The 20,992-nt window shown below is 69.9% G+C and carries 16 protein-coding genes; 8 read left to right on the top strand and 8 right to left on the bottom strand.

The window, feature by feature from the left end:
* Positions 1-144 precede the first annotated feature (144 nt).
* The gene (locus CFW40_RS06505) at positions 145-438 is read left to right on the top strand and encodes a ferredoxin (RefSeq protein ID WP_088796882.1); all 294 of its coding nucleotides are present in this window, start codon (positions 145-147) and stop codon (positions 436-438) included.
* A 45-nt stretch (positions 439-483) separates the two neighbouring features.
* Here the strand turns inward: CFW40_RS06505 and CFW40_RS06510 are convergent, their stop codons facing one another.
* From CFW40_RS06510 to CFW40_RS06520, 3 genes are all read right to left on the bottom strand, one after another.
* The gene (locus CFW40_RS06510; RefSeq protein ID WP_176956708.1) at positions 484-1,059 is read right to left on the bottom strand and encodes a hypothetical protein; all 576 of its coding nucleotides are present in this window, start codon (positions 1,057-1,059) and stop codon (positions 484-486) included.
* A 202-nt stretch (positions 1,060-1,261) separates the two neighbouring features.
* On the bottom strand, positions 1,262-2,188 hold the full coding sequence (locus tag CFW40_RS06515; RefSeq protein ID WP_088796884.1) for a tRNA (adenine-N1)-methyltransferase: 927 nt from the start codon (positions 2,186-2,188) through the stop codon (positions 1,262-1,264).
* Between the two features lie 98 nt (positions 2,189-2,286).
* Complete coding sequence (locus tag CFW40_RS06520; RefSeq protein WP_088796885.1) at positions 2,287-3,552, bottom strand: site-2 protease family protein; 1,266 nt, start codon at positions 3,550-3,552, stop codon at positions 2,287-2,289.
* A 175-nt stretch (positions 3,553-3,727) separates the two neighbouring features.
* Here CFW40_RS06520 and CFW40_RS06525 point away from each other — a divergent pair, with 175 nt between their 5' ends.
* On the top strand, positions 3,728-4,699 hold the full coding sequence (locus tag CFW40_RS06525; RefSeq protein ID WP_088796886.1) for a RecB family exonuclease: 972 nt from the start codon (positions 3,728-3,730) through the stop codon (positions 4,697-4,699).
* 55 nt (positions 4,700-4,754) lie between these two features.
* Positions 4,755-5,426 (top strand): response regulator transcription factor, encoded by a 672-nt coding sequence (locus CFW40_RS06530; RefSeq protein WP_088796887.1) that lies wholly within the window; start codon positions 4,755-4,757, stop codon positions 5,424-5,426.
* Positions 5,427-5,519: 93 nt separating this feature from the next.
* Here CFW40_RS06530 and CFW40_RS06535 read toward each other — a convergent pair whose 3' ends face one another.
* From CFW40_RS06535 to metH, 4 genes are all read right to left on the bottom strand, one after another.
* Entirely contained in the window at positions 5,520-7,118 is a 1,599-nt protein-coding gene (locus tag CFW40_RS06535; protein WP_088796888.1) for an ABC transporter substrate-binding protein, read from the bottom strand.
* Positions 7,119-7,206: 88 nt separating this feature from the next.
* Positions 7,207-8,814, bottom strand: a complete 1,608-nt coding sequence (locus tag CFW40_RS06540) for an ABC transporter substrate-binding protein (RefSeq protein WP_088796889.1) — start codon at positions 8,812-8,814, stop codon at positions 7,207-7,209.
* A 363-nt stretch (positions 8,815-9,177) separates the two neighbouring features.
* A complete protein-coding gene (locus CFW40_RS06545) occupies positions 9,178-9,891 on the bottom strand; it encodes an HAD family phosphatase (RefSeq protein ID WP_088796890.1) in 714 nt (237 codons plus the stop codon).
* 248 nt (positions 9,892-10,139) lie between these two features.
* Complete coding sequence (metH, locus tag CFW40_RS06550; protein WP_088796891.1) at positions 10,140-13,649, bottom strand: methionine synthase; 3,510 nt, start codon at positions 13,647-13,649, stop codon at positions 10,140-10,142.
* 269 nt (positions 13,650-13,918) lie between these two features.
* Here metH and CFW40_RS06555 point away from each other — a divergent pair, with 269 nt between their 5' ends.
* The 5 genes from CFW40_RS06555 to CFW40_RS06575 all read left to right on the top strand — a co-directional run bounded on the left by CFW40_RS06555 (position 13,919) and on the right by CFW40_RS06575 (position 19,873).
* Positions 13,919-14,683, top strand: coding sequence for an IclR family transcriptional regulator (locus CFW40_RS06555; RefSeq protein WP_088796892.1), 765 nt, complete (start codon positions 13,919-13,921; stop codon positions 14,681-14,683).
* Between the two features lie 229 nt (positions 14,684-14,912).
* Complete coding sequence (locus tag CFW40_RS06560) at positions 14,913-15,701, top strand: MIP/aquaporin family protein (protein WP_088796893.1); 789 nt, start codon at positions 14,913-14,915, stop codon at positions 15,699-15,701.
* Positions 15,702-15,750: 49 nt separating this feature from the next.
* Entirely contained in the window at positions 15,751-17,301 is a 1,551-nt protein-coding gene (gene glpK, locus CFW40_RS06565) for a glycerol kinase GlpK (protein ID WP_088796894.1), read from the top strand.
* A 2-nt stretch (positions 17,302-17,303) separates the two neighbouring features.
* Positions 17,304-18,908 (top strand): glycerol-3-phosphate dehydrogenase/oxidase, encoded by a 1,605-nt coding sequence (locus CFW40_RS06570; protein WP_088796895.1) that lies wholly within the window; start codon positions 17,304-17,306, stop codon positions 18,906-18,908.
* A 293-nt stretch (positions 18,909-19,201) separates the two neighbouring features.
* Positions 19,202-19,873: a FadR/GntR family transcriptional regulator gene (locus CFW40_RS06575; protein ID WP_088796896.1), complete on the top strand. Its 672-nt coding sequence runs from the start codon at positions 19,202-19,204 to the stop codon at positions 19,871-19,873.
* 132 nt (positions 19,874-20,005) lie between these two features.
* Here the strand turns inward: CFW40_RS06575 and CFW40_RS06580 are convergent, their stop codons facing one another.
* Positions 20,006-20,791 (bottom strand): SDR family oxidoreductase, encoded by a 786-nt coding sequence (locus CFW40_RS06580; protein ID WP_256331819.1) that lies wholly within the window; start codon positions 20,789-20,791, stop codon positions 20,006-20,008.
* Positions 20,792-20,992 lie beyond the last annotated feature (201 nt).

Here is a 20,992-nt window from a genome sequence, read left to right on the forward strand (position 1 = left end):
CCCTTGCGCACGTCCTCACGCCAAGGGAATACCCACCCAACAACATCGGAAAGCGAGCGGTTGTATCGTCGAGTCGGTCAACACCCGTCAGGGCTGGCGCCACTTAGACAAAAACGGTTCACGTACGCAGGAACGGCAGGCGAGATGACCGCGCAGGACGAAGCCCCAGAGCTGGAAGTATGGATCGACCAGGATCTGTGCACCGGGGACGGCATCTGTGCGCAGTACGCGCCGGAGGTCTTCGAGCTCGACATCGACGGGCTGGCTTATGTGAAGAGCACCGAGGACGAGCTGCTGCAGGACAAGGGGGCCACAACCCCCGTCCCGCTGAAGCTGCTCGATGACGTCCGGGACTCCGCGAAGGAGTGCCCCGGGGACTGCATCCACGTCCGCCGCGTCAAGGACCTGGTCGAGGTCTACGGTCCGGACGCGGAGTAGCCGGCGCGGCGCGCACCGCGTCGGCCGGACACATGATGTGACAGATCACAGACCCTGGGTGCTCATGGCCGCGGGGAGTTCGCTCTGGACGAACTTCCCGCCCTTCCACTGCCACTTGACGCTCCGGTGCACATCGGGGCAGCAGCGCGGGACGTCGAGCGTGGAGTAGCCCAGCAGGGCCGCTGAGATCGCGCCGTTTCCGACCGTGAGGGTTTGGACGGTGCGGCGGCGGGCGGGGTCGAGGAGTGTCGCCACGATCCGGGGTGCGGCCTTGGGGTCGGACGGCTGCGCGAGGACGTAGACGCCGCTGGGCGGGGTGCCGGTCTGGCTGTGGCAGCGGACCACGGCAACGGTCTCGGTCGTCCCGTCGCCGTCGAGGTCGCCGGAGGCCTTCTTCACCACGTCGAGGCGGTTGGGGCCGCAGTCGACCGGAAAGGTCACCTTGCCCGGGTCGGGGGCGGCCACGGGGCGGGGGCCGGCCGCGGCAACGGGGGAGGTCGTGGCCTTGGCGTCGGGGGGCTGGACGAAGGACGCGGCCGCCACGACCGCCGAGATGGCGGTGGCGGTGGCGAGCCAGTGCATGGGGCGCGGCTGGGTGTGCAAAAGGTCCTGGCCTGCCATGGGCTGCACGCGGGGTAACTCCTGTGAAGTGCTGTACCGGTGGGAGTGCCCAGCATCGTTCCACAGGAGGGTGCGCCGAGGAACCGGCCGGGCCGGAGTTTTCCGTGCAGATCCGGTGGGGGAAACGACGGAGCGCCGCCGGCGGTTCCCGGTGGGGAACTCGTCGGCGGCGCCGGGTGGTTCGGTGGCCGGATCCGGGCGGTCAGCCGCGCTCGGCGGAGCTGCCCTTGGGGGCGGCTGCCTGGTCCTTGCCCGGTCCTGTGTAGTCCTCGCCGTAGGCGCCCTTGGCCGGGCGGCGGCGGCGCAGCGGGGGCTCGACGCCGTCGGCGAGCCGGCGGGCGGTCAGCAGGAAGCCGGTGTGGCCGATCATGCGGTGGTCGGGGCGGACGGCAAGGCCCTCGACGTGCCAGGTGCGGACCATGGTTTCCCAGGCCGAGGGCTCGTTGAAGGTGCCGTGTTCGCGGATCGCCTCGACCGTGCGGGCCATCTGCGTCGTCGTCGCGACGTAGGCGCAGAGGATGCCACCGGGGACCAGGGCCTTGGAGACGGCCTCCAGGCACTCCCAGGGGGCGAGCATGTCGAGGATGACGCGGTCGACGTCGGTGTCGGAGAGGTTGTCCTGGAGGTCACCGACGGTGAGCGTCCATGCGGGGTGCGGTCCGCCGAAGTAGCGCTCGACGTTCTGGGTGGCGATCTCGGCGAAGTCGGCGCGGCGCTCGTAGGAGTGCAGCATGCCGTCGTCGCCGATGGCGCGCAGCAGGAAGCTGCTGAGCGAGCCGGAGCCCACACCTGCCTCGACGACGCGGGCGCCGGGGAAGATGTCGGCCATCGCCAGGATCTGCCCCGCGTCCTTGGGGTAGACCACGGCGGCGCCGCGGGGCATGGACAGGACATAGTCGGGGAGCAGCGGGCGCAGCGCGAGGTAGGCGACGTTCCCGGTGGTACGGACAACGCTGCCCTCGGGAGCACCGATCAGCTCGTCGTGGGGGAAAGCTCCCTTGTGGGTGTGGAAGCTTTTTCCCTCTTCGAGCGTGAAGGTGTAGTGGCGTCCCTTGGGATCGGTGAGCTGGACCTGGTCCCCGACCTTGAAGGGCCCGCGACGGCGGGCGGCACCGGTCGGTTCGGACATGTGACCAGCCTACCGGCCCGTCGGGACGCCGCGGACCAGTGGGCAGGGCGAGTGAGCCGGAGGAGGCTTGGGCGCCCCCGGAGGCGAACCGAGTCCGGTCAAGCAGCCTTGCGGGCCATGGCGGAGACGAAGGCCCGCTCGACGTCGCCGGTGGACAGGACGCCGTAGATCTCGCCGGTCTCCTCGATGACGAGGTATTCGGTGGCGGGGGTGGCGCGCAGGTACTCCAGAAGGTCCTCACCGGCGAGTTCGGCGGAGACCCGCATACCGTCCTTGAGGTCCTGGGCGAGGGTGCCGACGGCGACCCAGGGGCGGCGGTGGTCGGGGACGCCGATGATGGCGGCCTCGCGGACGAGGGCGGTGGGGGTGCCCTGGCGGTCGACGACGACCAGGGCGCGGGCGCCGGCGTCGTTGGCGCGGCGCAGCGCCTCGGAGAGCGGGGTGTCGGTCTCGACGGGGACGGCGCGCCGGGTCAGGGTGCGGGCGGTGAGGTCGGGGAGCCGTTCGCGCAGGCGGGCCATGCGCAGGCTGTTGCCGGCGCCGGTCCAGATGATCGCGGCGAGGATCGCGGCGAGCAGGGCGTCGGTGAGCGAGTCGGCGCCGCCGATCTCGGGGCGGGCGGCGCCGAGGACGCCGGTGTGGGTGAGCAGCGGCAGGCCGATGAGGACGGTGACGGCGAGGGCGCGGCCGACCCAGGCGGCGGCGATGGTGCCGCTCATGGGTTTGCCGGTGATCTTCCAGACGACGGCGCGCAGCATCCGGCCGCCGTCCAGGGGAAGCCCGGGCAGCAGGTTGAAGATCGCGACGATGAGGTTGGAGATCATCAGGCCGGCGAGCAGGACGCCGGGGACGGTGCCGGGTTCGACCAGCTGCATGCCGGCGTAGAAGACCCCGGCGAGGGCGAGGGAGAGCAGCGGACCGACGAAGGCGAGGACGAACTCCCTGCCGGGGGTCTCGGTCTCCTTCTCGATCTCCGAGACGCCGCCGAAGAACTGCAGCTGGATGCGCCGTACGGGGAGCTTGAAGCGGAGCGCGGCCACGGTGTGGGCGAGCTCGTGGACGAGCACCGAGGCGTAGAAGGCGACCGCGAAGAACAGCGAGACGAGATAGCGGGCGGCGCCGAGCTCGGGCAGTACGCGCTCCAGCTGGCCGCCGAAGACCCAGGTGATCAGGGCAGCGACGAGGAACCAGCTGGGCGCGACGTAGACGGGCACGCCGAAGGGACGGCCCATCAGGATGCCGCCCCCGCCGGGCTTCCTCTTGCCCGGCGTGGGTGCCTTGGGCCCGTTGCCGCCCTCGGGCGGCTCGGGCGGCTGGGGCCGCACGGACTCCTCGGGGTCCTGCGACTTCCCGCTCTCGTCCACGGCGTCCCCTCATCGAATACGGCATTCGCCCCTGCTCGGCCTGATATCTCGATCATGCAGGGCGCAGGGGTCCAGGGTCGATGGTATGCGGAGTGCCCCGGCCCGATCCGCTGCGGGGCCCTTGCGGCGCCGGCCCGTCCGCGCCTGTCAGTGGCGGGCCGTAGGGTTTTGTGGCATGGGATGGAGCACGGAGCAGGCCGGGGCGGGCACACAGGGCGGGGAAGCCGGGGCGGGCGCGGAGGCTGCCGGGGTGGGCGGTGAGGCTGCCGGGCCGGGGGCGCGGGGCGGGGAGCAGCCGCGGCCGCCGGTGGCGCTGTCGCCGTCGCGGGCGAGCGATTTCATGCAGTGTCCGTTGCTCTACCGCTTCCGGGTGATCGACAGGCTGCCCGAGAAGCCGAGCCCGGCGGCGACCCGCGGCACGGTCGTGCATGCGGTGCTGGAGCGGCTCTTCGACGCGCCGGCGGCGGAGCGTACGGCCGTCGGGGCGCGGGCGATGGTGCCGGGCGAGTGGGAAAAGCTGCTGGCCAAGCGGCCGGAGCTGGCGGAGCTGTTCGCGGACGACGTGGCGGGTGAGCGGCTGGCGCAGTGGCTGGCCGAGGCCGAGACGCTGGTGGAGCGGTGGTTCTCGCTGGAGGACCCGACGCGGCTGGAGCCGGCGGAGCGTGAGCTCTATGTCGAGACGGTGCTGGATTCGGGGCTGCAGCTGCGGGGGTTCATCGACCGGGTGGATGTCGCGCCGACGGGTGAGGTGCGGATCGTCGACTACAAGACCGGCAAGGCGCCGCGGCCGCAGTTCGCCGAGGGTGCGCTGTTCCAGATGAAGTTCTATGCGCTGGTGATGTGGCGGCTGCGCGGTGTGGTGCCGCGACGGCTGCAGCTGGTCTATCTGGGCAGCGGCGATGTGGTGACGTACGACCCGGGTGAGGCCGATCTGCGGGCCGTGGAGCGGAAGTTGCTGGCGCTGTGGGAGGCGATCCGGCTGGCGACGGAGACCGGCGACTGGCGGCCGCGGCCGACGAAGCTGTGCGGCTGGTGCGACCATCAGGCGCACTGTCCGGAATTCGGCGGCACTCCCCCGGTGTATCCGCTGCAGATCCGCCCGCCGGAGGGCGGTGGGGTGCCGCAGGGCAGAATGGGGGACATCTAGCGCAGTTGCCCTACCAGGCACTGTTCGCCCGGACAGGCCTATCAAAGGAGAGCTCGTGGCCATCCGCGTCCTGCTGGTCGACGACCAGCCCCTGCTGCGTACGGGATTCCGGATGATTCTGGAGGCGGAGCAGGATCTTGCGGTGGTCGGGGAGGCCGGTGACGGTCTGCAGGCGCTGGAGCAGGTGCGCGCGCTGCAGCCGGATGTGGTGCTGATGGACATCCGGATGCCCCGGATGGACGGCGTCGAGGCGACCCGGCAGATCACCGGACCGGCGAAGGACGGGCCGGCGAAGGTGCTGGTGCTGACGACGTTCGATCTGGACGAGTATGTCGTCGAGGCGCTGCGGGCGGGGGCGAGCGGCTTCCTGCTCAAGGACGCGCCGGCCCATGAGCTGGTGCAGGCGATCCGGGTGGTGGCGGGGGGCGAGGCGATGCTCGCGCCGAGCATCACGCGCCGGCTGCTGGACAAGTACGCCGGGCATCTGCCGTCGGGCGAGGAGCCGGTGCCGGACACGCTGCACACCCTCACCGAACGCGAGGTGGAGGTGCTGAAGCTGGTGGCGCGCGGGCTGTCGAACGCGGAGATCGCCGCGGATCTGTTCGTGAGCGAGACGACGGTGAAGACGCATGTGGGGCACGTGCTGACGAAGCTGGGGCTGCGCGACCGGGTGCAGGCGGCGGTGTACGCGTACGAGAGCGGGCTGGTGCGCCCCGGCGCCCAGTAGCCGGCGCGGGACTGACGCTTTGGCAGACGGACGACGGCGGGGCCGGCCCGGGGAGATTCCCGGGCCGGCCCCGCCGGTGTGTGTCAGGTCCGGTCAGGCCTCGGACGACTTGCTGATCTCCCAGAACCGGAAGACGGTCGAGGGGTCCAGGGTCCATTGCAGGCCGGAGACCCCATCACGGGCCACCGCGTACTGCTTGCCCTGCCAGAGCGGGATCATCGGCACGTCCTGCGCGACGATGTCCTGCAGCTGCCGGAACTGGGACTTGGTGGCGCCCCGGTCCGGCTGGTCGGCCGTCTTGGGCAGCAGGTGCCCGGTGATGGTGGGCGAGCTGTAGTGGTTGGCCACCACGCTGTCCTTGCCGAAGAACGGCGCGGTGAAGTTGTCGGGGTCCGGATAGTCGGGGATCCAGCCCTTGACGTAGACGCCGAACCGGCCGGAGGCCACGCCCTGCTCGTACTCCTTGGTGGGCAGGGTGCGCACCTTGGCGTCGAACAGGCCGCCGGCGTTGAGCTGTTGGGCGATTTTCTCGAAGGCCGGGACGGTGCCGGGGCCGAAGCGGTCGGGGGTGGCCCACAGCGTGAGCGGCACCTTGCCGTTGTAGCCGGCCTGGCGCAGTGCGTCCTTGGCCTTGTCGGGCTTCGGGCTGTCGCCGTAGGTGTTGAAGAAGGAGGTGCTGTGGCCGGTGATGCCGGCCGGGACGATCGAGTACAGCGGCACCGCGGTGCGCTGGTAGACGTCCCGGACCAGGGTGGAGCGGTCCAGCAGGTAGGCGATCGCCTTGCGGACGCCCAGTTTGCCGGCGACCGGGTCCTTGAGGTTGAAGACCAGGTGCATGACCTCGGCGCTGGCGCCCTCGACGACCTGGGTGCCGTGCTGCTGCTTCAGCGAGGCGTTGTCGAGTGCCGCGATGTCCTTCATGGACAGGCCGCGGTAGGCGACATCGACGTCGCCCTTCTCGACGGCCGTCTTGAGCTTGTCGGGGCGGTTGAAGAACTTCACGGTCATCCCGGAGTTCTTGACCTTGGCGGGGCCCTTGTACGAGCCGTTGACGCCGAAGACGGCCTTCTGGGAGCTGTACTCCTTGAGGGTGTAGACGCCGGAGCCGGTGGCCTTGCCGTCGGTGCGCAACCGGTCGGCGGGGTAGTCGGCGTGGTCCACGATGGAGCCGGCGCCGGAGGCTATCTTCATCGGGAAGGTCGCGTCGGGCGACTTCAGCCGGAAGATCACGGTTTTGGCGTCCGGTGCCTCGACCGTGTCGAGCGCGGAGAACATCACGGCGGGGCCGTTGCGGTCCTTGATGCGCCGGGTGCGGTCGAAGGAGTACTTGACGTCCTTGGAGGTCAGCGCGTCACCGTTGCTGAACTTGAGGCCGTCCTTGAGGGTGCAGCGGTAGACCTTGCTGTCGCTGTCGGTGAAGCCGCAGCGTTCGGCGGCCTCCGGCTCGGGGGTGGTGCCTCCCTTGGGGAAGCTCAGCAGGGACTGGAAGACGTTGTTGAACAACAGCCATGATCCCGGCTCGTAGCCGGACGCCGGGTCGGTGGACTGGACCTTGTCCGTCATCCCCATGACCACGGGCTCGCCGGTGCCGGCCGCCCCCGAGTCGTCCGTGCCGCACCCGGCGACCGCGAGCAGGGCTGTGGCCAGCCCGGCTCCGATCGGGGCGGCCAGCCACTGGTCACGCTTCCTCACTAAACGGTCCTCACGTTCTGGGTGGTGCCTGTCGGGCCGCGGCGGGGAGGCCGTGGCGGGGTGTACTGCATCGGGCCGATCCGCGGGCTCAGTCGGCGACGCCGCGGCTGAGCTCCCAGATCTGCAGCGACGAGGAGGAGTTGAGCGCCCACTCGATGCCGGTGACGTCATCGCGGGCGACCACGTACTGCTTGCCCTGCCACAGCGGGAGGAGGGGTACGTCGTCGGCGATGAGGTCCTGCGCCTGCTTGAAGTTGGCCGCGGCGGCGTTGCGGTCGCTCTGCTGCCGGCTGTCCGGGATCAGCTGCGACTCGATCTTGGGGTTGCGGTACGGGGAGCCGAGGAAGTTCTGCTTGCCGATGAACGGCGCGATGTAGTTGTCCGGGTCCGGGATGTCCGCGAACCAGCCCATGTTGTAGACGCTGTACTTGCCGTGCAGGGCGTCGGTCCGGTACTGCTGCCAGCTGTCGACGCCCTTGACGCTGACGTCGAACAGCTTGGTGCTGTTGAGCTGGCTCTGCAGCGCACGGACTTCCTTGGCGGTGCTGGAGCCGTAGTGGTTCGTGGTGTACGTGAGGGTGAACTTCACCGGGGTGGAGATGTTCGCCTGCTGCAGCGTCTTACGGGCCGCGGTCACGCTGGGGTTCCCGTACTTGGTGAAGAACGAGTTGATGTGACCGGTGAGGCCGGTGGGAACCATCGAGTAGAGGGGGTCGCCGGTGTAGGAGTAGACGTCGCGCACCAGCTCCGAGCGGTTGACGATCTGCGCCATCGCCTTCCGCACGGCCTTGTTGGAGACGGCCGGGTCCTTGATGTTGAAGGCCAGGTACCGGATTTCCTGCCCCGGCATCTCCTGGATCATGACGTGCTTGTCCTGGGAGTTCTGCAGTTCCCTGATCTGGTCGGGCGACAGCCCGCGGTACATCAGATCGACATCACCCTTGCGCAACCCCTGCTCCGTGGCCTTGGAGTCGGCGTAGAAGCGCATCTCGACCTTGTCGTTCTTCACGTTCACCCCGCCCTTGTAGCCGGGGTTCTTGGTGAAGGTGGCCTTGGTGATGCGGTTGTTCCTGCGCTCCGTCTTCAGCGTGTACGGGCCGGAGCCGACCACGTCGAAGCCGCTGTAGAGACGGCCCTTGGGGTACACCTCGCTGTCGACGATGGCCGCGGCGGGGGTGGCGAGCTTCTGCGGGAAGGTGGCGTCCGGCTTGCGGAGGTGGAAGACCACCTCCTTGTCGTTGGGCGTCTCGACCTTGTCGATGTCGTCGAGCAGCGCGACCGGACCGTTGGTGTTGTTGATGGTCCGCATGCGGTCGAGGGAGAACTTGACGTCCTGTGCCGTCAGGGCGTGCCCGTTGGAGAACTTCAGACCGCTGCGCAGGGTGCAGCGGTACTGCTCGTTCTGGGTGTCGCGGAACCCGCAGGATTCGGCCGCCTCGGGTACCGGCGCGGTGCCGGTCCTGGGCAGCCGCATCAGCGTCTGCAGGGTGCCGCGCAGCATGTTCCACGCATCGACGTCGTAGGCCTGCGCCGGGTCGAGCGGCGCGGGCGCCGCCTTGGTCGCCTCGATCACGGTGGGGACGCCCACGACGATCGGATCGCCGCCTTCGCCCGCGCCGTCCGTGCTGCCACAGGCTGCGAGAACGGGGGCGAGGAGACCGGCCAGCGCCGGCAGCACCAGGGTCTTGCGATTCATCGTCGGCAGGTTCCTTATCAGCGCAGAGGTGTTGCTCGCGTCGACATTAGTAGGAACGGCCAGCCGCTCTCAGACGCAAAGGAGTTGATTCGATATGGGCTCCGGATAACGACGGGCGGGTGATCGATATCCGGACGGTGGAACGATTCGCGCGTTGCTCCACCAATCCGGACACTTACCCCCGCCCAAACCCCCCGGCAGCCCCTCTGGAACACCCATGGGTCCCACTGTCGACGGCCCGGCACGTGAGAAACGTCACGCGTTCAAGGAACAGCGGCGAGGCCGGAATTCGGTCATCGCATTCGTCACGGAAAATGAGCGGGCCGCTCCCCTCGGTTCTGACGGGCATTCTCCGGGACACGCTCAGTGCACGGATCCCCGGCTTTCCGTGATGAGCGTACGGAGAAATGGGAGATCGACTTCTTCCAGCGAGGGCACGACCGTACGGCCCGCGGCCGGCGGGATCGGCGTCACCGAGGGCACCGCGACGACCGGGCAGCCCGCGGCCTCCCCCGCGGCCACACCGGTCAGGGTGTCCTCGATGACCGCGCAGCACGCCGGGTCGGCCCCCAGGCGCGCGGCGGCCGTCAGATACGGGTCCGGGTGCGGTTTGGTGCGCTCCAGGTCGTCGCCCGCGAGGGTCAGCCGGAAGTTCTCCGGGCCCAGGGAGTGCAGCATCTGGTCGACGATGGCGCGGTGCGAGGCGGAGACCAGAGCGGCGGGCACCTCGTGGGCGGCCAGCTCGGCCAGCAGCCGGCGGGCGCCCGGCATCAGGGGGATGCCCCGCCTGATCCGGGCCAGGAAGGCGGCGTTGAGCAGCACGCTGAGCTCGGTCAGGCTGATGTCGACACCGGTGGCCTGAATCAGATACCCGGCGCTGCGGGTCATCGGGCCGCCGACCACGACCTCGCGGTGGGTGTCGTCGAGGATGTGGCCGAGCTCGGCGAAGACTTCCGCCTCCGCCTCCCACCAGAATCCCTCGGTGTCGACGAGCGTGCCGTCCAGATCGAGGAATACGGCTTGGAGGGTCGCGGCTTCGGCCGTTCGGGTGCCGACTGCGGGGATGCTGCTGGTCATCCATCCACCTCCGTTGCGACGTCCCCGAAGGGACGAAAGGGCCGGTCGCCATCCCCGGCTGGGGAGACGACCGGCCACTACCGGACCGATAAGTGTACGACGGTACGGGCCGGAATGCGTGGTGAAGGAGGTCAGGGCCGTCCCGGAGGGACCCGGGGGCGGCCCTGACCCGCTCACGCGGAATCACCGAGTGTCACGGCGCCCCCGGTGGGCTCCCGGCCCTCCGGGTCCGCTCCGGGCTCGCCCCGCTACCGCGCGTTGAAGTACTTCGCCTCGGGGTGGTGGATGACGATGGCGTCGGTGGACTGCTCGGGGTGCAGCTGGAACTCCTCGGAGAGCTCGACGCCGATCCGCTCCGGCTGCAGCAGGTCGGCGATCTTGGCGCGGTCCTCCAGGTCGGGGCAGGCGCCGTAGCCCAGCGAGAAGCGCGCGCCGCGGTACTTGAGGGCGAACATGTCCTCGACGTCGGCCGGGTCCTCGCCCGCGAAGCCCAGCTCGGCGCGGACCCGGGCGTGCCAGTACTCGGCGAGGGCTTCGGCCAACTGGACGGACAGGCCGTGGAGTTCGAGGTAGTCGCGGTAGGAGTTGGCCTCGAAGAGTTCGGCGGTGGCGCCGCCGATCTTGGAGCCGACCGTGACGACCTGGAGCCCGACGACATCCGTCTCGCCGGTCTCCTCGGGGCGGAAGTAGTCGGCCAGGCACAGGCGCCGGCCGCGGCGCTGGCGGGGGAAGGTGAAGCGGGTGCGTTCGGTGCCGTCCTCGTGCAGCAGGATCAGGTCCTCGCCCTTGGACACGCACGGGAAGTAGCCGTGCACGACGGCGGCTTCCAGCAGGTTCTCGGTCTGGAGCTTGTCGAGCCAGCCGCGCAGCCGGGGGCGTCCCTCGGTCTCCACCAGCTCCTCGTACGTCGGGCCGTCACCGGTGCGGGCCTGCTTGAGGCCCCACTGCCCCTTGAAGAGGGCGCCCTCGTCCAGCCAGGACGCGTAGTCGGCGAGCTGGATGCCCTTGACGACGCGGGTCCCCCAGAACGGCGGCTCGGGGACCGGGTTGTCGATGGCGACGTCGGAGCGCACCGCGCCCTCGGGCTCCTCGACCTCCAGCACGGCCGTGTCCCGCTTGGGCACCCGGCGCTGCTTGAGCTCGGGGAGGGTGGCGCCGGGCACGCCGCGCTTGACCGCGATCAGGGCGTCCATCAGGCGCAGGCCCTCGAACGCGTCGCGGGCGTAGCGGACCTCGCCCTCGTAGATCTCGTGGAGGTCCTGTTCGACATAGGCGCGGGTCAGTGCGGCGCCGCCGAGGATGACGGGGAAGTCGGCCGCCATCTTGCGCTGGTTGAGCTCTTCCAGGTTCTCCTTCATGATCACCGTGGACTTGACCAGCAGCCCGGACATCCCGATGACATCGGCGCGGTGTTCCTCGGCGGCTTCCAGGATCGCCGAGACCGGCTGCTTGATGCCGAGGTTGACCACGTTGTAGCCGTTGTTGGACAGGATGATGTCGACGAGGTTCTTGCCGATGTCATGGACGTCGCCGCGGACGGTGGCCAGCACGATGGTGCCCTTGCCCTCGTCGTCCGACTTCTCCATGTGCGGCTCCAGGTAGGCCACCGCGCTCTTCATGACCTCGGCGGACTGCAGCACGAACGGCAGCTGCATCTGCCCCGACCCGAACAGCTCGCCGACGACCTTCATGCCCTCCAGAAGGGTGTCGTTGACGATGTCGAGGGCCGGGCGGTCCTGGAGAGCTTCCTCCAGGTCGGTGTCGAGGCCGTTCTTCTCCCCGTCGATGATGCGCCGCTTGAGGCGCTCCTCCAGCGGCAGGGCGAGAAGTTCCTCGGCCCGCCCGGCCTTCATCGACTTGGTGTTGACGCCCTCGAACAGCTCCATCAGCTTCTGCAGCGGGTCATAGCCCTCGCTGCGCCGGTCGTAGACGAGGTCGAGGGCAGCCTTGACCTGCTCCTCCTCCAGCCGCGCGATCGGCAGGATCTTGCTCGCGTGCACGATCGCGGAGTCCAGGCCGGCCTTGACGCACTCGTCCAGGAACACGGAGTTGAGGACGATGCGCGCGGCCGGGTTCAGGCCGAAGGAGATGTTGGACAGACCGAGGGTGGTCTGGACGTCCGGATGGCGCTTCTTCAGCTCGCGGATCGCCTCGATGGTGGCGATGCCATCCTTGCGGGACTCCTCCTGGCCCGTGCAGATGGTGAAGGTCAGGCAGTCGATGAGGATGTCCGACTCGTGGATGCCCCAGTTGCCCGTCAGGTCCTCGATCAGCCGCTCGGCGATGGCGACCTTGTGCTCGGCGGTGCGGGCCTGGCCCTCTTCGTCGATGGTCAGCGCGATCAGCGCCGCGCCGTGCTCGGCCGCCAGCGCGGTGACCTTCGCGAACCGCGACTCCGGACCGTCCCCGTCCTCGTAGTTGACGGAGTTGATCACCGCACGGCCGCCGAGCTTTTCCAGGCCGGCCTGGATGACGTTCAGCTCCGTGGAGTCCAGCACGATCGGCAGGGTGGAGGCGGTGGCGAACCGGCCGGCCAGCTCCTCCATGTCGGCCACGCCGTCCCGGCCGACGTAGTCGACGCACAGGTCGAGCATGTGGGCGCCCTCACGGATCTGGTCGCGCGCCATCTCCACGCAGTCGTCCCAGCGGCCCTCCAGCATCGCCTCCCGGAACTTCTTCGACCCGTTGGCGTTCGTCCGCTCGCCGATCGCCAGGTACGAGGTGTCCTGGCGGAAGGGCACCGTCTGGTACAGCGAGGCGGCGCCCGGCTCGGGGCGCGGCTCGCGGGCGGTGGGGGCGGTGCCGCGGACCCGCTCGACGACCTGCCGCAGGTGCTCCGGCGTCGTACCGCAGCAGCCACCGACCAGGGTGAGGCCGTACTCGGCGACGAAGGTCTCCTGGGCGTCGGCCAGCTCCGTCGCGGTCAGCGGGTAGTGCGCCCCGTCCTTGCCCAGCACCGGCAGGCCCGCGTTCGGCATGCACGCCAGCGGGATGCGCGAGTGCCGGGCCAGGTAGCGCAGGTGCTCGCTCATCTCGGCGGGGCCGGTGGCGCAGTTCAGGCCGATCATGTCGATGCCCAGCGGCTCCAGCGCCGTCAGCGCGGCACCGATCTCCGAGCCCAGCAGCATGGTGCCGGTCGTCTCCACGGTCACCGAACAGATCACCGGCAGGTTGCTGCCGGTGGCCTTGAGCGCCCGGCGGGCACCGAGAATGGCGGCCTTGGTCTGCAGGAGGTCCTGGGTGGTCTCCACCAGGAGGGCATCGGCGCCGCCGGCGATCATGCCCTCGGCGTTCTGCTGGTAGGCGTCACGCAGCGTGACGTACGGGGCGTGGCCCAGCGTCGGCAGCTTGGTGCCGGGCCCCATGGAACCGAGGACGTAGCGCTGCTGGCCGGTGGAGGCGGTGAACTCGTCGGCGACCTCACGGGCGATCCGGGCACCGGACTCCGACAGCTCGAAGACCCGCTCGGGGATGTCGTACTCCGCGAGCGCGGCGAAATTCGCACCGAAGGTATTGGTCTCCACGCAGTCGACACCGACCGCGAAGTACTCCTCGTGCACCGAGCGCACGATGTCGGGCCGGGTGAGATTGAGGATCTCGTTGCAGCCCTCGAGCTGCTGGAAGTCCTCCATGGACGGATCCTGCGCCTGCAGCATGGTGCCCATCGCCCCGTCGGCGACCACCACCCGCGAGGCAAGCGCCTCGCGCAGGGATGCGACGCGAGACGTGTTGTCGGACGTTGGCGTGTTCGAGGCCATGGAGATGCTCCCGTGGTTGCGACGGCTGTCGGCTTTGCACCCGCCTTCAGAGGGCGCACCCGGCCAGCGTAGCTGCCGGTCCGGTACACGTGTTCCCCGTTCCACGCCGTGGACAGCACCGCCCGGCTCCCCGCCACCCCCCTGCGCGCACCATCCGTGATCGTTGGCAGACTCCGTTCGCCCAGCAAAAGGTTGCGGAACGCTGACTGAAGTCGGCATGGACCGATATCGTTCAGCATTGTCGAACCGCTCACTTCGGAGGTTGCCCGATGGCACGCACCATCCAGTCGCTGGAGCGCGCCGCAGCGATGCTGCGGCTGCTCGCAGGAGGGGAACGGCGGCTGGGACTCTCCGACATCTCCTCCTCCCTGGGACTGGCCAAGGGCACCGCCCACGGGATCCTGCGCACCCTGCAGCAGGAGGGCTTCGTCGAGCAGGACGTGGCGTCCGGCCGCTACCAGCTGGGCGCGGAGCTGCTGCGGCTGGGCAACAGCTACCTGGACGTGCACGAGCTGCGCGCCCGCGCCCTGGTGTGGACCGACGATCTGGCCCGCTCCAGCGGCGAGGCCGTCTACCTGGGGGTCCTGCACCAGCAGGGGGTGCTGATCGTCCACCACGTCTTCCGCCCGGACGACAGCCGGCAGGTGCTGGAGGTGGGCGCGATGCACCCGCTGCACAGCACGGCGCTGGGCAAGGTGCTGTCGGCGTACGACCCGGTGGCGCACAGCGAGATCGTGGAGGCGGACCGGACGGCGTTCACCCCGCAAACGGTGACCGGGCTGGCGGACTTCGAGCGGCTGCTGGACCTGATCCGGGCGCGGGGCTGGGCCGCGGACGTGGAGGAGACCTGGGAGGGCGTGGCGTCGGTGGCGGCGCCGATCCATGACCGGCGGCGGATGCCGGTGGGTGCGGTGGGCGTCACGGGGGCCGTCGAGAGGGTCTGCCAGGAGGGTGATCTGCGGCCGGAAATCATCGCCGCTGTGAGGGATTGCGCACGCGCTGTGTCCCGGGATCTTGGCGCAGGGCGATTCTGACCGGATTCACCCCATAAGTTCACCTAAGTTTTTCGCCACGGAACCCTTGACGGGGTTCTACCGGTGAACAAAACTGCCGTTCGTCGGTCGGCATTGTCGAACACCTAACGGCAATATTCGCTATGGTGGGGCATTGCCGCGGGCCGACCACCGCCCTCTAGGAGGGCGCGGACCACCGGACGGGACCCGGGGTTCGTCTTCCCCTGGACGAAGGACAAAGGAGTCGCGGGTGTCCAGCTCCGACATCTTCATCAGCGAGACCATCGGTACCGCTGTTCTGATCTTGCTCGGCGGTGGCGTCTGCGCCGCCGTCACGTTCAAGCGCTCCAAGGCGTTCAACGCCGGATGGGTCGCCATCGCCTTCGGGTGGGGCTTCGCCGTCCTCACGGGTGCCTACATCGCCGCGAAGTCCGGCGCCCACCTCAACCCTGCGGTCACGATCGGTCTCGCCATCAAGGGCGGCATCGAGTGGAGCCAGGTGCCGGTCTACTTCGGCGGCGAGATGCTCGGCGCCATGATCGGCGCGGTACTGGTGTGGATCACCTACTACGGGCAGTTCCAGGCCCATCTGAGTGACCCCGAGGTGCTGGCCGACCACACCGGCGAGGAGGGACTGGTCGACCAGTCCGCCGCCCCGGCGGCCGGACCGGTCCTCGGCATCTTCTCCACCGGCCCGGAGATCCGGAACGCGGTGCAGAACCTGGCCACCGAGATCATCGCCACCACCGTGCTCGTGCTGTCGATCCTCACGCTCGGTCTGAGCGACAACGGCAAGGGCGTCGGCGTCCTCGGCACCCTGCTGGTCGCGCTGGTCGTCACCGGCATCGGCCTGTCGCTCGGCGGTCCGACCGGGTACGCCATCAACCCGGTCCGCGACCTCGGCCCGCGCATCGTGCACGCGCTTCTGCCGCTGCGGAACAAGGGCGGTTCAGACTGGGGCTACGCCTGGATCCCGGTCGTCGGCCCGCTCATCGGCGGAGCCCTCGCCGGTGGTATCTACCAGGTGGCGTTCGCCTGAGCCGCCTGACCGCCCCGACTCCGCCCGCACCGACTTCTTGGAGCACACCATGAGCGACACCCCCAGCACCGCCTCCCACGGGCACGGCCCATTCATTGCGGCCATCGACCAAGGGACCACGTCCAGCCGCTGCATCGTCTTCGACAAGGACGGCCGGATCGTCTCGGTCGACCAGAAGGAGCACGAGCAGATCTTCCCGAAGCCGGGCTGGGTCGAGCACGACGCCACCGAGATCTGGAACAACGTCCAGCAGGTCGTCGACAGCGCCGTCCACAAGGCCGGGCTCACCGCCGCCGACGTCAAGGCGATCGGTATCACCAACCAGCGCGAGACCACGCTCCTGTGGGACCGCACCACCGGTGAGCCGGTCCACAACGCCATCGTCTGGCAGGACACCCGCACCGACGCGCTCTGCAAGGAGCTCGGCCGCAACGTCGGCCAGGACCGCTTCCGCCGCGAGACCGGCCTGCCGCTGGCCTCGTACTTCGCCGGCCCGAAGATCCGCTGGCTGCTCGACAACGTCGAGGGCCTGCGCGAGCGCGCCGAGCGCGGCGACATCCTCTTCGGCACCATGGACTCCTGGGTCATCTGGAACCTGACCGGCGGGGTCGACGGCGGCGTGCACGTCACCGACGTCACCAACGCCTCGCGCACCATGCTGATGAACCTCCACCGCCTGGAGTGGGACCCGAAGATCCTTTCGTCGATGGAGATCCCGGCGGCCGTGCTGCCGGAGATCAAGTCCTCCTCCGAGGTCTACGGGCGCACCACCAGCGGTGTGCTGGCCGGTGTCCCGGTCGCCTCGGCGCTCGGTGACCAGCAGGCCGCGCTGTTCGGCCAGACCTGCTTCGAGCAGGGCGAGGCCAAGTCCACGTACGGCACCGGCACCTTCATGCTGATGAACACCGGGCACGAGCCGGTGAACTCCTACAACGGCCTGCTGACCACGGTCGGCTACCGCATCGGCGACCAGCAGCCGGTCTACGCCCTGGAAGGCTCCATCGCCGTCACCGGCTCGCTCGTCCAGTGGATGCGCGACCAGATGGGCCTGATCAACAGCGCGGCCGAGATCGAGACCCTGGCCAGCACGGTCGAGGACAACGGCGGCGCGTACTTCGTGCCGGCCTTCTCCGGCCTGTTCGCCCCCTACTGGCGCTCGGACGCGCGCGGTGTCATCGCGGGCCTGACCCGCTACGTCACCAAGGCGCACATCGCCCGCGCCGTGCTCGAGGCCACCGCCTGGCAGACCCGCGAGATCACCGACGCCATGACCAAGGACTCCGGCGTCGAGCTGACCGCGCTCAAGGTCGACGGCGGCATGACCTCCAACAACCTGCTGATGCAGACCATCTCGGACTTCCTGGACGCGCCCGTGGTGCGCCCGATGGTCGCCGAGACGACCTGCCTCGGCGCGGCCTACGCGGCCGGACTGGCCGTCGGCTTCTGGTCCAGCACCGACGAGCTGCGCGCCAACTGGCGCCGGGCCGCCGAGTGGACCCCCCGGATGGATGCGGCCACCCGTGACCGCGAGTACAAGAGCTGGCTCAAGGCTGTGGAACGTTCCATGGGCTGGCTCGATGACAGCACTGTCGAGGAGTAAAAATGAGCACCCTGCAGAGCGCCCCGGCACTCGGGACGCACCCGGCCAATGGTTCGCACGCGAGCCGCGCCGAGACTCGGGAGCAGCTTTCCAAGGCGACGTACGACCTCCTGGTGATCGGCGGCGGCATCCTGGGCATCTCCACCGCCTGGCACGCCGCACAGGCCGGACTGCGGGTTGCCCTGGTGGACGCCGGTGACTTCGCCGGCGCCACCTCCTCCGCCTCCTCCAAGCTGCTCCACGGCGGTCTGCGCTACCTGCAGACCGGCGCGGTCAAGCTGGTGGCGGAGAACCACTTCGAGCGGCGTGCGGTGTCCCGCCAGGTGGCACCGCACCTCGCCAACCCCCTGACCTTCTACCTGCCCGTCTACAAGGGCGGCCCGCACGGCGCGGCCAAGCTCGGCGCGGGCGTCTTCGCTTACTCGGCGCTGTCCGCGTTCGGCGACGGCGTCGGCCACGTCATATCCCCGGCCAAGGCGCAGCGCGACGTGCCGGAGCTGCGGACGGACAACCTCAAGGCCGTGGCCGTGTACGGCGACGACCAGATGAACGACTCCCGGATGGCCCTGATGACCGTCCGTGCGGCGGTCGAGGCCGGCGCCACGGTCCTCAACCACGCCGAGGTCACCGGCCTGCGCTTCACCCAGGGCCGGGTCACCGGTGCGGAGCTCAAGGACCGGATGGAGGGCGAGGAGTTCGGCGTCAACGCCCGCCTGGTGCTCAACGCCACCGGCCCGTGGGTGGACCACCTGCGCAAGATGGAGGACCCGAACGCGGCCCCCTCCATCCGGCTGTCGAAGGGCGCGCACCTGGTCCTCAAGCGGACCGCGCCCTGGAAGGCCGCGCTGGCCACCCCGATCGACAAGTACCGCATCACCTTCGCCCTCCCCTGGGAGGACATGCTGCTGCTGGGCACCACGGACGAGGAGTTCGAGGGCGACCCGGCCGATGTCTCCGTCACCGAGAAGGACACCGCCCAGATCCTGGACGAGGCGGCCTTCTCCGTCCGCGACCAGCAGCTGTCGCGTGATCTGATCACGTACTCCTTCGCGGGTCTGCGGGTGCTGCCCGGCGGTCCCGGCGACACCTCCAAGGCCAAGCGCGAGACGGTCGTCACCGAGGGCAGCGGCGGCATGCTGTCGGTGGCCGGCGGCAAGTGGACGACCTTCCGGCACATCGGCCGTACGGTCATGAACAAGCTCGCCGCGCTGCCCGGCCACCCGCTGGCCGAGGACATGGAGCCGATCGCGCACCTGCCGAAGAAGCTCCCGCTGCCCGGTATCGCCAACCCGAACGCGGTGGCGCACCGGCTGCTCGTCGACGGCGGTACGCCCGGCCCGCGGATGGCTCCGGAGACCGCCCGGCACCTCGCCACCCACTACGGTTCGCTGTCCTTCGACATCGTCCGGCTGGCGAACGAGAACCCGGCACTGGCCGAGCGCATCCACCCGGACGCGCCGGAGATCTGGGCGCAGGTCGCCTACGCCCGGGACAACGAGTGGGCCGAGACGGTCGACGATGTGCTGCGCCGCCGCACCACGCTGATGATCCGCGGTCTGGACACGGAGGACGTGCGGGCCAAGGTCAAGGACATGCTGGCCGGCTGACGGCGGCACCCGGCCGCTGCGGACGGCGGCCGGGGAGCTGACGGCGCCTCACGGTGACGTAGAGCGCATGACGAGGGGGCGGTTCACGGGGGCCGCCCCCTCCGTCGTCCCCATGGGCTGCACCGCGTACGGGGGCGAGCGGGGCGGCGTACCGGGCCATAATGGGCCTCAGACATCGGATGTCTGTGCCGGCATCCGGGCGGCGGTACCCGGGTGCCGGCATCCGGGCGGCGGTATCCGGGTGACGGCATCCGGGTGACGGCATCCGGGCGGGTGTGAACGGGGAGGTCGGCATGGCGGTCACCGACGAGGCCATCGAGAAGATCAAGGGCATGATCGTCTCCGGGGCGCTGCGGCCGGGTGACCGGCTGCCGAAAGAGAGCGAACTGGCGGCCGAGCTCGGCCTGTCCCGCAACTCGCTGCGCGAGGCGGTCCGCGCGCTCTCCCTGATCCGCATCCTGGATGTGCGCCAGGGCGACGGCACGTATGTCACCAGCCTCGATCCGCAACTCCTGCTGGAGGCCATGAGCTTCGTGGTGGACTTCCACCGGGACGACACCGTGCTGGAGTTCCTTGCCGTCCGCCGGATCCTGGAGCCGGCCGCCACGGCCATGGCGGCCGGCCGGATAGGCCTGGAGGAACTGAACTCCCTGGAGGACCGGTTGAACGCGCTGGGGCCGAGTCCTTCGGTGGAGGACCTGGTCGCCGGCGATCTGGAGTTCCACCGCGGGATCGTCGCGGCGTCCGGCAACTCCGTGCTCTGCTCCCTGCTGGACGGGCTGTCCGGGCCGACCACCCGGGCCAGGATCTGGCGGGGGCTGACGCAGAAGGACGCGGTGGCCCGCACCCTCACCGAGCACCGCGCGATCCTCGGCGCGCTGCGCGACCGGGACGCGGAGGCGGCGCGGGCGTGGGCGACGGTGCATATCGCCAGTGTGGAGCAGTGGTTGCGCGCGTCGCTGTGAGCCGGTGCCGGGCGGCGGTTGTCCCTCCGGTGCTCCCGTGGTTGCCCCTCCGGTGCTCCGCGGTCGTCCCTCCGGACGGTCGTCCCTCCGGACGGTCGTCCCTCCGGACTGTTGTCCCTCCGGCACTGCCGGTCAGGCCGCGAAGCCTCCGTCCACCGCGATCGAGGCGCCCGTGATGTACCGTCCGCCCTCGCCTGCCAGATGGGCCACGGTCGCCGCGACGTCCCAGGCCCGGCCGTACGCCCCCAGGGCGGTGAGCCCGGCCTGCATCGTCGCGCTCTCGCCGTCGGCCGGGTTCATATCGGTGGCGATGGGGCCCGGGGTGATGAGGTTCGCGGTGATGCCGCGCGGCCCCAGCTCCTTGGCCAGGGTCCGGGTCAGGCCGGTGAGGGCGGCCTTGCTGGTGGCGTAGAGGGTGCCGCCGGGGAAGGCGACCCGCTCGGCCATACAGCTGCCGATGGAGATGATCCGGCCGCCCTCGGCGAGATGAGCGGCCGCGGCCTGCGCCGCCAGGAACGGGGCCCGGACATTCGTCCGCAGCACCCGGTCGACGTCATCCAGGGAGATGTCCTCGAAGGGGCCGAGCACGCCGATGCCCGCGTTGTTCACCAGGATGTCCAGCCGCCCGAACCGTTCGACGGTGCCGGCCACCGAGGCCCGCACCGCGTCCGCTTCCCCGCTGTCGGCCCGTACCGCCCAGGCCTGCCCGCCGCCCCGCTCGATCTCCTTGACCACCTGTCCTGCCTTCTCCTGTCGGCTCTGATAGGTCAGGGCCACCGCCGCACCGTCGGCGGCCAGCCGCAGCGCCGTCGCCTCCCCGATGCCCCGGCTGCCGCCGGTCACCAGGGCCACCTTGCCGGTGAGCGGCCGGGGGCCGTGCTCCGCCGTGGTCCCCGCCGTCGCCGTCACGGCCGCCATCACGGTCGCCGTCATCGCGGTCGCCGTCATCGTCATCACCTTCGCATCGAGTCGTCCGTCGTCGCCCGCGGCCGTCCGCGGTCCCACGGAGCCGGCCACATTCCTGCGGAGCCGTCCGCAGTCCCACGGAGCCGGCCGCATTCCGCACCGGGTACACCGGTCTGCCGGTGTTCTCCGTGGTGCGACTCGATCCTCCGGCGC

The sequence above is a fragment of the Streptomyces sp. 2114.4 genome, from assembly GCF_900187385.1.
Lineage (GTDB): Bacteria > Actinomycetota > Actinomycetes > Streptomycetales > Streptomycetaceae > Streptomyces > Streptomyces mooreae.

Bases quoted from the DNA above. Each gene is read 5' to 3' on its own strand.
- CFW40_RS06505 (WP_088796882.1), top strand. From the start codon at position 145: ATGACCGCGCAGGACGAAGCCCCAGAGCTGGAAGTATGGATCGACCAG.
- CFW40_RS06510 (WP_176956708.1), bottom strand. From the start codon at position 1,059: ATGGCAGGCCAGGACCTTTTGCACACCCAGCCGCGCCCCATGCACTGG.
- CFW40_RS06515 (WP_088796884.1), bottom strand. From the start codon at position 2,188: ATGTCCGAACCGACCGGTGCCGCCCGCCGTCGCGGGCCCTTCAAGGTC.
- CFW40_RS06525 (WP_088796886.1), top strand. From the start codon at position 3,728: ATGGGATGGAGCACGGAGCAGGCCGGGGCGGGCACACAGGGCGGGGAA.
- CFW40_RS06540 (WP_088796889.1), bottom strand. From the start codon at position 8,814: ATGAATCGCAAGACCCTGGTGCTGCCGGCGCTGGCCGGTCTCCTCGCC.
- CFW40_RS06545 (WP_088796890.1), bottom strand. From the start codon at position 9,891: ATGACCAGCAGCATCCCCGCAGTCGGCACCCGAACGGCCGAAGCCGCG.
- metH (WP_088796891.1), bottom strand. From the start codon at position 13,649: ATGGCCTCGAACACGCCAACGTCCGACAACACGTCTCGCGTCGCATCC.
- CFW40_RS06555 (WP_088796892.1), top strand. From the start codon at position 13,919: ATGGCACGCACCATCCAGTCGCTGGAGCGCGCCGCAGCGATGCTGCGG.
- glpK (WP_088796894.1), top strand. From the start codon at position 15,751: ATGAGCGACACCCCCAGCACCGCCTCCCACGGGCACGGCCCATTCATT.
- CFW40_RS06570 (WP_088796895.1), top strand. From the start codon at position 17,304: ATGAGCACCCTGCAGAGCGCCCCGGCACTCGGGACGCACCCGGCCAAT.
- CFW40_RS06575 (WP_088796896.1), top strand. From the start codon at position 19,202: ATGGCGGTCACCGACGAGGCCATCGAGAAGATCAAGGGCATGATCGTC.
- CFW40_RS06580 (WP_256331819.1), bottom strand. From the start codon at position 20,791: ATGGCGGCCGTGACGGCGACGGCGGGGACCACGGCGGAGCACGGCCCC.